Origin of the sequence: Nannocystis pusilla, from assembly GCF_020073745.1 — a bacterium.
Classification (GTDB): domain Bacteria; phylum Myxococcota_A; class Polyangia; order Nannocystales; family Nannocystaceae; genus Nannocystis; species Nannocystis radixulma.
The window spans coordinates 486,847-499,428 of record NZ_JAIRAU010000001.1 but is presented as its reverse complement, the minus strand read 5'-3'; the positions used below and the strand labels follow the sequence as shown (position 1 = coordinate 499,428).

9 protein-coding genes are annotated in these 12,582 nt (G+C 73.5%); 4 read left to right on the top strand and 5 right to left on the bottom strand.

Features of this window, described 5'->3' with window-relative positions:
* Positions 1 to 389: 389 nt before the first annotated feature.
* The 5 genes from rimK to K7C98_RS01990 form a co-directional block, all read right to left on the bottom strand.
* On the bottom strand, positions 390 to 1,301 hold the full coding sequence (gene rimK, locus K7C98_RS02010; protein WP_224189772.1) for a 30S ribosomal protein S6--L-glutamate ligase: 912 nt from the start codon (positions 1,299 to 1,301) through the stop codon (positions 390 to 392).
* Positions 1,298 to 1,750: an ATP-dependent zinc protease family protein gene (locus K7C98_RS02005; protein WP_224189771.1), complete on the bottom strand. Its 453-nt coding sequence runs from the start codon at positions 1,748 to 1,750 to the stop codon at positions 1,298 to 1,300. The genes rimK and K7C98_RS02005 overlap by 4 nt, the downstream gene beginning before the upstream one ends.
* Positions 1,751 to 1,898: 148 nt before the next feature.
* A complete protein-coding gene (locus tag K7C98_RS02000; protein WP_224189770.1) occupies positions 1,899 to 2,330 on the bottom strand; it encodes a hypothetical protein in 432 nt (143 codons plus the stop codon).
* Positions 2,331 to 2,485: 155 nt separating this feature from the next.
* A complete protein-coding gene (locus tag K7C98_RS01995) occupies positions 2,486 to 3,103 on the bottom strand; it encodes a hypothetical protein (RefSeq protein ID WP_224189769.1) in 618 nt (205 codons plus the stop codon).
* A 3-nt stretch (positions 3,104 to 3,106) separates the two neighbouring features.
* Positions 3,107 to 3,511, bottom strand: coding sequence for a YkgJ family cysteine cluster protein (locus tag K7C98_RS01990; RefSeq protein ID WP_224189768.1), 405 nt, complete (start codon positions 3,509 to 3,511; stop codon positions 3,107 to 3,109).
* Positions 3,512 to 3,577: 66 nt separating this feature from the next.
* Here K7C98_RS01990 and K7C98_RS01985 point away from each other — a divergent pair, with 66 nt between their 5' ends.
* The 4 genes from K7C98_RS01985 (at position 3,578) to K7C98_RS01970 (ending at position 12,530) form a co-directional block, all read left to right on the top strand.
* A complete protein-coding gene (locus K7C98_RS01985) occupies positions 3,578 to 4,963 on the top strand; it encodes a metal-dependent hydrolase family protein (RefSeq protein WP_224189767.1) in 1,386 nt (461 codons plus the stop codon).
* Positions 4,964 to 4,983: 20 nt separating this feature from the next.
* The gene (locus K7C98_RS44565) at positions 4,984 to 5,586 is read left to right on the top strand and encodes an NUDIX hydrolase (RefSeq protein WP_224189766.1); all 603 of its coding nucleotides are present in this window, start codon (positions 4,984 to 4,986) and stop codon (positions 5,584 to 5,586) included.
* Positions 5,505 to 7,130, top strand: a complete 1,626-nt coding sequence (gene queG / locus K7C98_RS01975; protein ID WP_346660261.1) for a tRNA epoxyqueuosine(34) reductase QueG — start codon at positions 5,505 to 5,507, stop codon at positions 7,128 to 7,130. Before K7C98_RS44565 ends, queG begins: the two co-directional genes overlap by 82 nt.
* A 303-nt stretch (positions 7,131 to 7,433) precedes the next feature.
* Positions 7,434 to 12,530 carry a protein kinase domain-containing protein gene (locus K7C98_RS01970; RefSeq protein WP_224189764.1) on the top strand — a complete coding sequence of 1,699 codons (5,097 nt, stop codon included), beginning with the start codon at positions 7,434 to 7,436 and terminating at the stop codon, positions 12,528 to 12,530.
* Positions 12,531 to 12,582: the final 52 nt, after the last annotated feature.

The following is a 12,582-nucleotide window of genomic DNA, read 5'->3' as shown; positions in this document are numbered from 1 at the left end:
GGCTCGCCTCGCTAAAGGCTCGCCGCGCTGAAGCACCGCGCCATGACGCGAACGCCTCGCCGCGCTAACAACTCGCCGCGCTGAAGGCCGCGCCGTCATGACGCGAGAAGCGTCTGTTCGGCGGCCAGCCCTGGCCGCCGAACAGGCGCAGCCGATCTGCTCCACAAGACAACCTCGCATCGAAGCCGACCTCGGCGCGGCGGCCTCTCACGGCTGCAGCCGTGCCAGGGGTCCGGGGAAGGGTCGGACGCGAATACGAGGGCAAGATGACCACGACGAAGTCGGGGTCATCGGCACGCTGAACTCGCGGCCGACCCTTCCCCGGACCCCCCGCGAGGCGCAGTCGGCAATTCGCGAGGCCAGACCCCCCGGCCCCCGACTCGCCGCCCTCAGTAAGGACTGGGCGTCTCGCTCTTCTTGTCGGTCCCCGCCACCGACCGCTCGATGTAAGCGATGATCGTGTCGGCGACGTCGGTCTCGGTCGTGCGCTCGATGCCCTCGAGCCCCGGCGACGAGTTGACCTCGAGCACCACCGGCCCGCGGCGGCTGCGGAGGATATCGACGCCTGCCACCTTGAGCCCGAGGATCGACGCCGCGCGGACCGCCGTCGACCGCTCCTTGGGCGTCAGCTTGATCTTCGTCGCCTTCCCGCCGCGGTGCAGGTTCGAGCGGAACTCGCCCGGAGCGCCCTGGCGCTTCATCGCCGCCACCACCCGGTTGCCGACCACGAACGCGCGGATATCGGCGCCCTCGGCCTCCTTCACGAACTCCTGCACCAGGATGTTGACGTCGAGCCCCCGGAACGCCTCGATCACGCTGCGGGCCGCCGCCGGCGTATCGGCCAGGACCACGCCGATGCCCTGCGTGCCCTCGAGCATCTTCACCACCACCGGCGGTCCGCCGATCACCTCGAGCAGGCCCTCGATGTCCTTGATCGAGTGGCCGAACCCGGTGATCGGCAGGCCGATGCCCTTCGCCGCCAGGATCTGCATCGAGCGCAGCTTGTCGCGCGAGCGCGAGATCGCCTGCGAGCGGTTCGGCGTGAACACCCCCATCATCTCGAACTGGCGGACCACCGCCGTGCCGTAGAACGTGTTCGACGCCCCGATCCGCGGGATGATCGCGTCGACGTCCCTGAGGTCTTCGCCGTGGTAGACCACGTGCGGCCGGCTCGACGTGATGTTCATGTAGCAGCGCAGGTAGTCGACCACCTGCACCTCGTGCCCGCGCTGCTCCGCGGCTTCGCGGAGGCGACTGGTCGAGTACAGCGACGCGTCACGCGACAAGATCGCGATCTTCACGACACCCTCCGCAGCTTGTGACCGCAACAGTAGCTCCGCATCGGGTCGACGAGGAAGCGGCCGCGCACCGCCTCGCGCCCGAGCAGCATGCGAAAGCCGAGCAGCGCGCGGTTCGACAGCGTCAACTCGACCCCGAACTCGTGCTGGCCGACCTTGATCGTCGTCTGCACCACCGGGCGCAGCTCGCTGTGGCCGCCCGACGTCCGGACCACGCGCTCGTCGACCAGCGCCGCCTCCGACACCACCGCGTCGTCGTCGTCGTACTGATGGGGATGGACGCGGAAGCGGACCCTGGCGTTGGGCAGCTTCTCCACGCCGAACGCGTGCAGTGCCGAGGTGCGGGCGCCGGTGTCGACCTTGACCTTGAGCGCGTCGATCCCCAGATCCGGCAACGCGACCCATTCGCGCCAACCGAGCACCACCAGGGCATCGACCCCGAGCGTCGTCATCACCACTCGCTTCACCTCGTCGGCGCAGGCGCCAGTGCTAACGCTTCCCGAACTCGATGACACGGTCAAGCAGACGCCCCCCGGCGCAACGTAGCGCGCACGGGGGGCGTGGGACCTCACGGGATGGTGAGGAGGCGAACGTGTCTGCTCACTCCGCGGCGAACTCGACATCTTCGCCGTGCGTGTCACACGGGGGCGGCTCGTCGGGCTCGGCCGCGAGCACGTCCGTGGCCGCCGCGGGGACCTCGCCGGCGTGCGTCGGGCGCGGCCGGATCGTCAGACCCTCGCCCGCGCCCGGCTCCTGCGTGTGAGTGAACACGATCGGGATGCGGAGCTCCTTCATGCCCTCCGGACGCTCGTGCGGCCGGTGGGTCACGAACCGCTCGGTGGTCAGGTCGAACCCACCGAGCGCCATCTCGGCGTCGAGCGCGTCGAGCTCCTCCGCGGACATCGTCTCGAGGTCCTCGACTGTCACGCCGAGCGCCTCGTACGTGGCGGCATCGTCACAGCCGGGCGCGACCACGATCGCGGCGGCCAGGGCGGTCAGGGTGAGGGTGCGGATGCGGGTGATGATCGACATGGCTCAAGATCCTTTTGTGGTCCGCTGCTGGACCGGATGCCGCGCCCTGTTCAATCTCCGCGCCGTCGCGCTTGTCGCTGAAATTATTCAAAAACCGCCTGGAAACCCGGGCCGCGCCGCAACACCCGTCGCCAGCCAGGGCCGAGGCCGGCCGGCTACTCTGGTTGCCACACGCGGGCGGCCGCGTCCGCCACGTTTGCGCGGATCTCCGCGCTGCGGGCCAGCAGCTCGAACGCCGCCGCCGAGAGCCCGAGCCCGAGCGCCATGAGCAGCCCCAGACCGAGCGCCGTCGGCAGGCGCGAAAAAGGCGCCGTGACCACCCGCAGCCCCGGAATCAACGCTCCGGCCGCGGCCAGGTAGTTGGCGAAGCTCATCCCGAACGAGAACCCGACGAACCACAGGAGCCGCTGCATTTGCGGCCACTCCGCCGGCGCGCGCGGGTCGACCACCCCGAGCGAGACATCGAACGCCGCCAGCGCCACCAGACCGAAGTACGTGAGTGCCAGCGTGAACGTGTAGCGGACCGGCCGCGAATCGATCGCCATCCACAGCGGCGTTTCGCGCGAGCGCTCGCCGTGATCGATGCGGCCCTCGATCGCCCCGGCGAGCAGCAGCAGCGGGCAGCCGGCCCACAGCATCCCCACGTGGACCTGCGCCGGGATCTGCGCCGCGAAGCCGTCGAACCGCGACAGCACCATCGCCGCGAACACCAGCGTGAACGCCCAGAACAGCGGCGCCGCGGCCCCGGCGGACAGGTCCTGCTCGCGCCGCACGCCTCACCCCGTGCGCCGGTTCATCGTCCGCCGCGTCGGGTACGGCAGCCCGGCCGCCGCGCGCAGCCCGGCGCAGATCTCGAGCGCGTCGGTCGGCCGCCACTTCATCGGGAAGCCCACGCACTGCGTCGGCTTGAGCGCGTGCACTTCACACGTGTTCTCGGGCGTGAGGAACACGCACGAGCGTAGCGGGTCGCCCTGGTCGATCAGGCAGGTCGCCCCGTCCTCGCGGCGCCACGTGTAGCGGGCCACGAACGCCTCCTCCGCGAGCCCGAAGTGGGCCGCCAGCCGCGCCACGTCGTCGGGCGTCAGCGCCACGTCGCCGTCGCCGCGGCAGCAGTTGCCGCAGCGATGGCACTCGAACTCGGACACCGCGTAGGGCCACTCGGTTTCAGGAGGCGTCGCCATCCGCCCGCGACTATCGCCGCGCTCGCGGCCCGCGTCGAGCCCCTTGCGGCGTGGCATCATCCCCGCGTGTCACCCCGCCTCCTCCTCGCCTGCGCCCTCCTCACCGCCTGCGCCGCGAGCCCCGCCGCCCCGCCCGCGCCCGCGGCCGTCTGTCCGCTCCCCGACCGCGACGCCCCGGTCGTGCGCGCGAGTGACATGACCCCAAAGACAGCCGACGGCGACGCTTTGCTCCTGCGCAACGCCCGGCTCATCGACGGCAGCGGCGGTGCTCCGCAGGTCGGCGTCGACGTCCTCGTCACCGGCGGCCGGATCTCCGGCATCGGCAAGGGCCTGCAGGCGCCCGAGGGCGCCGCCGTCATCGACCTCGGCGGTCGAACCCTCCTGCCCGGCCTCATCGACGCGCACACCCACCTGCTCGGCGAGATGGCCCCCACGCACGCCGAGAGCGTCATGCGCGACGTCCAGGAGAGCGACGCCGACCGCGCCCTGCGCGGCGTCGCTCACGCGCGCGCCACCTTGCTGGCCGGCTTCACCACCGTGCGCGACGTCGGCGGCACCTTCGCCATCCGCAGCCTGCGCGACGCCATCGCCGACGGTCGCGTCAGCGGCCCGCGGATCGTCGCCGCCAACCACGCGATCGGCATCACCGGCGGTCACTGCGACGACACCAACGGCCTGCGCCCCGACATCTTCGGCGGCCCGCCCGACTTCCGCACCGGCATCGCCGACGGTCCGGACGAGGTGCGCAAGGCCGTGCGCCACCAGATCAAGCTCGGCGCCGACGTGATCAAGGTCTGCGCTACCGGCGGCGTGCTCAGCTCGGGCGACGGCGCCGGCGACCCGCAGCTCACCGTCGCCGAGCTGACCGCGATCGTCGACGAGGCCGGCCGCGCCGGGCGCAAGGTCGCCGCGCACGCCCACGGCACCGAGGGCATCAAGGACGCCGTGCGCGCCGGGGTCCACAGCATCGAGCACGGCAGCCTGCTCGACGCCGAGGCGATCGCGCTCATGAAGAAGAAGGGCACCTTCCTCGTGCCCACCGTCTACGTCGGCCGCGTCATCGAGCAGGCCGCCGACGGCGGCAAGCTCGCGCCCGACAGCGCCGCCAAGGCCCGCTTCATCGCCCCGCGCATGCGCGACAGCTTCGCCCGCGCCGTCAAGGCCGGCGTGAAGATCGCCTTCGGCACCGACGCCGGCGTCTTCCCTCACGGCGACAACGCCCGCGAGTTCTCGGTCATGGTCGACCTCGGCATGGCCCCGAAGGACGCCATCGTCGCCGCCACCCGCTCGGCCGCCGAGCTGCTCGGCCTGCGCGACCTCGGCCAGGTCAAGCCCGGCTTCATCGCCGACCTCGTGGTCGTCGACGGCGACCCGCTGGCCGACATCCGCCTGCTCGAGCGACCCGCGCTGGTCGTGCAGGGCGGCCGCCCGGTGCGCCCCCCCGCCTGGTGATGTGCCAAACTCCGTCGGGCGTGCATCACCTCCCGCGCGACCTCAGCCTGCGGCTCGACGCGATCTCCGGCCCGCTGCCCGATCCCGCCCCGTTCCGCCACGCCGCCGTGCTCGCCCCGATCTTGATCGAGGCCACCCCCGGCGACGGCCCGCGCCTCCTGCTCATCGAGCGCGCCAGCAACCTCCGCAGCCACCCCGGCCAGCTCGCCTTCCCCGGCGGCAAGCCCGACCCCGGCGACGCCGACCTCGTCGCCACCGCCCTGCGCGAGGCCTGGGAGGAGGTCGCCCTGCCTCCGGGACAGGTCACGGTCCTGGGCCGCCTGAACCCCGTGCCGGTCCCCACCGGCTACGTCATCATCCCGTTCGTCGGCCTCGTCGACGGCCCCTTCGTCCCCACCCACGCCGAGGCCGAGGTCACCGCCGTCCTCACCCCCGCGCTCCGCACCGTCGCCGACCCCGCCGTCTACCGCTTCGCCGGCGAGCGCGAGTGGCAGGGCCAGCGCTACGAGCTGCACGAGTTCCAGATCCACCAGCCCCCGCTGTGGGGCGCGACCGCCCGGATCGTCTACGACCTCCTGCAGCGCCTCGACCTCGCCCCCCCGCGCCCGCCAGACCCGCCGTGAACCCGCCTGTCCCCAAAGACAGAATTTTTAAAAGTGCCCCCGAGGACAGCCCAGGCGAGCGCGCAACTCCACCTGTCCCCGAGGACATATCACATGTCTCCGCGGCCACCTCACCCGAGGCCGGCCCCCGAGCCGAGCCTCCGCGCTCCGCGCCACCTGCACCTGTCCCCGCGGACACCTCACCCGAGGCCGCCCCCGCTGGCCCCCAGGCCTCGCCTCCGCGCCCCGCTCCACCGGAACCTGTCCTCGCGGCATCATCACATGTCTCTGCGGACACATCACCCGAGGCCGCCCCCGCCGGCCCCCGGGCCTCGCCTCCGCGCTCCGCGTCACCGGCACCTGTCCTCGCAGACACATCACATGTCTCCACGGACAGCCCCGTCCTCACCCCCGCGATCCTCGCGCGCCTCGCCGCCGTCGCCGAGGCCAACGGCCTGTTGCGGCTCGGCGCCGTCCGCCTCGACGACCCCGGCTTCGCCCCGGCTCGCGCCGCGCTCGACGCCTACGTCGCTGCCGGCAAGGCCGGCGACATGGACTTCATCCCGCGCACCCTCGAGCTGCGCAAGGACCCGGCCGGCATGCTCCCCGGCGCGCGCACCCTCCTCGTCGCGGCCGTCCCCTACGGCGGCGAGCCGGGCCCGATCGCCCGCTACGCCCGCAGCCGCGACTACCACACCGTCGTCCATCAGCGCCTGATCGCCCTCGAGGCGGCGCTGCACGCCGAACTCCCGGGCGTGCGCAGCCTGATCTGCGTCGACACCAAGCCCGTCCTCGAGCGCAGCGCCGCCGCCCTCGCCGGCCTCGGCTTCCTCGGCAAGCACGGCTGCCTCATCGTCCCCGGCCTCGGCAGCTACGTCCTCCTCGGCGAGCTGCTGTGCACCGCCACCTGGTCCGAAGACCAGCCCCGTCCGCTCGCCGGCGCCCCGTGGGACGCCTGCGGCGCCTGCACCCGCTGCCTCGACGCCTGTCCCACGGCAGCCTTCGACGCCCCCGGCGACCTCGACCCGCGGCGCTGCCTCAGCTACCTCACCATCGAGCACAGGGGACATGTCCCCGAAGACATGTCTGAAAAGTTCGGCGAGCGGCTGGCCGGCTGCGACGTGTGCCAGGAGGTCTGTCCTTACAACGCCGGCCTCGGGCGGGTCGCGCGGATCCCCGCCGCCGCCTGGCTCCCGCCCGCCCCGCGGCCCGCGCCGAGCGTCACGGCCATGGCCGCGCTCGGCGGCGCCCAGTACCGCGGCTTCGTCAGGCACACCGCCTTGCGGCGGATCCCCCACCGGCTCATGCGCCGCAACGCCCTCCTCGCGCTCGGCAACCGCAGCGGCCCCGCCGATCGCGGTGAGCGTCACGCCTTCGCCGCCGGCTTGCTCGAGCCCGACCCGCGCGTCCACGACGCCGCTCGCTGGGCCGCCGGCCGCCGCGGCCTCGACGAATCGGACCTCGCGCTCGAGCTCGAGGAGATCCGTCGCCAGCGCGAGGCCGCCGCCGCCGCCGCCCTCGCCGCCGCCGAGGCGCGCGAGGCCGACGACGACGACGACGATTGAGCCGGATTACGCGAGCGGTCGGATCCTGTTTCACCGGCCTCGCGCCTCGCCTGCTTGCAGACCTCGCGAGCAGCACCGACGCACTTCGTTTCGCGGCGCTCCGCGACGCATGACCGCGGGCATCGGCAGCAGGTGCGCCGGCTGACCACGACCACGTCGCCGCGGCGCCACCGCGCCTACATCCTCGTTCGATCTGCGGCGCGACCCACATCGCCTGCGATGGTGCGGCGCGAGTTCGTCCGGCGGCGTTTGCATCACCGCGGCGCGCGACGTTTCGTGGGACACTCGCTCCCCCGAGCGCGCGTGCTGACGACGGCCGACTACGACAGTCCCGAGCCGCTGTACGGCGGTCGACGCACGCTCGTCGTGCGCATGCGGAGGAAGCGGGGCAGCGGCACCGTCGTCGTCAAGTGTCTGCGCGACCCGTCGCCGCCGCGGCTCGAGGTGGCGCGCTTGCGGCACGAGTTCGGTTGCATGCGCAAGCTCGACAGCGACGCCGTCGTGCGGCCGATCGAGATGACGCACAGCAGCCAGGGCGTCGCCCTCGTCATGGAGGACTTCGGCGGCGTCTCCTTGCATCAAGAGCTGCAGCGGCGGCGCGAGCCGCTCGAGCTCGGCCTCGTCCTGCAGATCGGCGTGCGCGTGTGCGACGCTCTCGGCGCCTTGCACGACGTCGGCCTCGTGCACCGCGACGTCAAGCCGCACAACATCATCGTCAACTTCGCCACCGGACGCGTCGCCCTGTCCGACCTCGGCATCGCCGCCGCGCCGACCGGCGAGCCGAGCGGCGAGTTCGTCGGCTCGCCGCACTTCGTCTCGCCCGAGCAGACCGGGCGGATCGCCCGCGGCGTCGACCACCGCAGCGACCTCTACTCCTTCGGCGTCACCCTCTACCTGCTGTGCACCGGCGTCCTCCCGTTCGCCGGCGACGACCCGCTCGAGCTCGTCCACTGCGCGATCGCCCGCGTCCCGACCCCGCCGCACGTCCTCGCGCCGAAGCTGCCCCTCGTCGTCTCACGGATCATCGCCAAGGTCATCGCCAAGGATCCCGAGCGCCGCTACCAGAGCGCCCGCGGCCTGCGGGCCGACCTGCAGCGCTGTCGCGACGCCCTCGCCGCCGGCGGCGAGCTCCTCGACTTCCCGCTCGGCCAGGACGACGTCGCCGAGGCCTTCCAGATCTCCGAGGTCCTCGTCGGCCGCGAGCCCGAACTGCTCGCCATCGACGGCGCCGCCGGCGGCCTCGCCGTCGTCCACGGTCCGCCCGGCAGCGGCCGCTCCGCGCTCGTCCGCGGCGTCGAGCGTCGCGCCGCCACCCGCGGCCATCAGCTCGTGCGCTGCGTCGGCGACGCCGACCTCGCCCGCACCTCCCCGTACGGCCCGCTGTGGCTGCTCCTGCGCGAGCTGCTGCGCCGCCGCCTGTCGGCCTCCGAGGCGGCAGCCGCCGAGTTCCGCGACAGGGTCCGCGAGCGCCTCGACGATCAGCTCGCGCTCGCCCTGCCGCACCTGCCCGAGCTCGCCGCGCTCGTCGACCCCGGCCCCGCGCCCGACCGGCTCCTCCCCGGCGAAGCCGACCAGCGGCTGCGCCTCGCCCTCCTCGCCCTCCTGCGCCTGTGCGCCGAGCTCGAGGGCGAGCTCGTGGTGTTCGTCGACGACGTCCAGCACCTCGGCGTCCCCGCCTTGCAGGTCATCGCCACCGCCCTGCTCGAGCGGCGGATCGCCCGGATCTCCTGGGTCTTCACCGCCCGCCCCGGCGACCTCACCGGCCCGCTCGCCGACCTGTGCCGCGACGTCCCCGCCGCCGGCCTGCCGTTCACCTCGATCGCCCTGCGCCCGCTGAGCGTCGCCGAGGTCGAGCAGATCGTCGGCGACACGCTGAGTCCCGCCGTCGCCGACGCGCCCGGCCTCGCCGCCTTGCTGCACGCGCGCAGCCTCGGCCTCCCGCGCGTCGTCGCCGACCTGCTGCGGACCGTCGGCCGCGACGCCTTCCGCTACGACCGCGACGCCCACGTGTGGCGCTGGGACGCCGCGATCGTCCGCTCCGCCGCGCTCGCCGACGACATCTTCGCCGAGCTGGCCGCCCGCGCCGCCGCCTTGCCCGCGGCCACGCGCGAGGTCCTCGCCCTCGCCGGCTGCGTCGGCCCCCGCGTCCCGCTCGCCGACCTCGCCGTCGCCGCCCGTCGCCCGCTCCCGGCCCTCGCCGCCGACCTCGAGGCCGCCGTGGACCACGGCCTCGTCCGCCGCGACGGCGACGACGACGACGCCGCCCTCGCCTTCGCCGCCCCCGGCCTCGCCGCCGTCGTCGCCGCCGACCTCGACGCCCCGCGGCGGGCCGAGGTCCACCTCGACCTCGCCCGTCACATGCTCCAACGGACATGCCTCAAGGGGCATGAACTTTTCACCATGTTGGAGCACTTCGCGCGGGCCGGCGCGCTGCTGCGGGACCGGGGCGAGCGGCTCGTCGTCGCCGAGCATCACCTCGCCGGCGGGCGCGAGGCCCTGAGCGGCGGCGCCTACGCCTACGCGATCGACCTCCTGCGCCGCGGCGTCGACCTGCTCCCGCCCGACCCGTGGGCCGCCGCCCCGCGCCTCACCTTCGAGCTGCACCGCGCCTGCGTCGAGGCCGAGTACCTCGGCGGCCAGGTCGACGCCGCCCTCGCCCGCTTCGAGCCGCTGCTGGCCGGCGCCGCCGACGAGCTGGAGCGCATGGATCTGTTCGGCCTGCGCCTCGACCTCGAGCTCGCCGTCGGCGACCTCTACGCCGCCTTCCACTCCGGTCGGCGGGCGCTCGCGCTGTTCGGCGTCGACATGCCCGAGCGCGTCGGCCCGGCCCAGATCGCCCTCGAGATCGCGCGCACCCGCTGGGCCTTGCGCGGGCGCAGCCTCGCCGACCTCGAGGCCCTGCCGGTCGCCACCGACCCTCGCGTCCTCCGCCTCGAGCAGCTGCTGCACCGGCTCGTCGGCCCGGCCATGCTCGCCGACCCGGCCTGGCTCACCCTGCTCATGCTGCGCCAGCTCGGCGCGCTGCCGCGGACCGGCCTCACCCCGTACTCGACGCAGGCCTGCGTCTACTACGCCTCGGTGCTGATCGGCGGCTTCGACGACATCGCCGGCGGAGCCGCCTACGCCGACCTCTCGCGCCGCATTCAGGCCCAGCTGTGCGACCCCTACACCATCGGCCGCCTCGACGAGCACCACGGCATGTTCATCACCCCGTGGACGCAGCCGTGGTCGGAGGCGCTCCGCGAGCTGCAGGACGGCGCGCGCAAGTCGGAGGCCAACGGCGACGCCGTCATCGCCGCCTTCTCGCTGCTCTCGCTCCCGGTCACGATGTACCTCGCCGGCGAGGAGCTGACGCGCGTGCGCGCCGTCCGGGCCGAGAACCGGGCCACCCTGCAGCGCCGCCTCGGCCCCGACTTCTACGAGTGTTACCGCATCGAGACCGACCTGCTGCTCAACCTCCTCGACGAGCCGCACGACCCGCGCGACGGCCCGGTCTGGCGCGAGGACGAGTTCCTCGCCGCCCGCGAGCGCTTCCCGGTCGCCCAGCTCGTCTATCACAAGAGCCGCGCCAACCTCGCCGTGCTCGCCGGCGAATTCTCGCTCGCGCTCCCGCACGTCGAGGCCGCGCTCGCGCGCGTGCAGCTGCTCTTCAGCAACGTCGTCCTCGTCGACCTCCACTTCCTCGCCGCCCTCTGCTACGCCGGCCTCCTGCGCGGCGCCGGCCCGCTCGAGCGCCTGCGCCTGCGCGCCAAGCTGACGCGCCAGCTGGCCAAGCTCGACAAGTACGCCGCCCACAACGAGGCCAACTTCGGCGCGCGCCGGCAGCTCGCCCACGGCGCCGCCGCGCGCAGCGACGGCCGCCCCGGCGACGCGCTGCTCCGCTACAACCGCGCCATCGAGCTCGCGCGTCGCCACGGCTCCCCGCACCTCGAGGCGATCGCCGGTGAGCACGCCGCGCGCCTGTGCTTCGAGACAGGTGACGACAGCGTCGGCGCCACCTACCTCCACGGCGCCTTGCGGGCCTACGACCGCTGGGGCGCGCGCGCCCGCGTCCGCGCCCTCCAGCGGGAGTTCGCCGCCCACGTCCCGGCCGAGGTCGACGTCTCGACCACCACCGCCAGCAGCACCACCCCCTCGAACCCCGGCTCGGCCAGCGCGCGGCTCGACCTCGCCAGCGCGCTCAAGGCCGCCCAGGCGATCAGCGGCGAGATCGCCCTCGACCGCCTGCTCCGCACCCTCGTCGCCGTCGTCATGGAGAACGCCGGCGCGCGGCGGGTCGTCATCGCCCTGCGCCACGACCAGCACATCTTCGTCGAGGCCGACGCCACCCTCGAGCCGCACGCCGTCGCCGTCATGCAGGGCGTCAAGCTCGGCGCCTACCCGCGCCTGCCGCGGTCGCTGCTGGCCTACGTCGCGCGCACGCGCGAGCCCGTGGTCCTGCGCGACGCCACCGGCGAGGGCCCCTTCGTCGGCGACCCCGACATCATCGAGCGCGGCCTGCGGTCGGTCCTGTGCGCCCCGATCGTCCATCACGGCCAGCTCATCGGCCTCCTCTACCTCGAGCACGAGCAGGCCACCGGCGTGTTCACGGCCGGGCGCCTCGACCTCCTGCGCCACGTCGCCGCCCAGGCCGCCGTCTCCGTCGAGAACGCCCGCCTCTACGCCGGCCTCGCCGCCGCGCGCGACCAGGCCGTCGCCGCCGCCGGCACCCAGTCGCGCTTCCTCATGCGCATGAGCCACGAGCTGCGCACCCCGCTCAACGCGATCATCGGCTACGCGGAGCTCATCGACGAGGAGGTCGACGAGCGCGACCCCGAGGCCGTGCGCGGCGACCTCCGGCGGATCCGCGGCGCCGCCGATCGCCTCCTCCGCACCCTCAGCAACATCCTCGAGCTGAGCAGCGCCGAGGGCGGGCGGATCGCCGTCAACCTGCAGACCGTCGACCTCACCGCGCTCCTGCACGCCGCGCTCGTCCAGGTCGAGCCGCTCGCGCGCGAGCAGCACGACACCGTCGTCCTCCAGCTCGCCCCCGACCTGGGAAGCGTCGCCACCGACCCCGGCAAGCTCGAGTACTGCCTCGTCTCGCTGCTCGACAACGCCTGTCGGTTCACCCGCCGCGGCCGCGTCTCCCTCGCCGCCGAGGTGTCCGCCGGCGGCGTGCGAATCACCGTCGCCGACACCGGCATCGGCATCGCCCCCGAGCACCTCGGGCGCCTGTTCCAGCCGTTCTCGCAGATCGACGACTCGCCCACCCGCCGCTACGACGGCGCCGGCGTCAGCCTGGCCGTCACGCGCCACTTCTGCGACCTCCTCGGCATCCGCCTCGGCGTCACCAGCGAGCCCGGCACCGGCACGACCTTCGTGCTCGAGCTCCGGCGCGAATTCCACGCCCCCGCCTGAGCAACGTATCAATATAGACATGCCTTTGAGGACACGCCCCATCGGACATGTC

Coding starts and splice junctions, on each gene's coding strand:
- K7C98_RS01990 (WP_224189768.1), bottom strand. CDS start 3,511: ATGGCGACGCCTCCTGAAACCGAGTGGCCCTACGCGGTGTCCGAGTTC.
- K7C98_RS02005 (WP_224189771.1), bottom strand. CDS start 1,750: ATGACGACGCTCGGGGTCGATGCCCTGGTGGTGCTCGGTTGGCGCGAA.
- K7C98_RS02000 (WP_224189770.1), bottom strand. CDS start 2,330: ATGTCGATCATCACCCGCATCCGCACCCTCACCCTGACCGCCCTGGCC.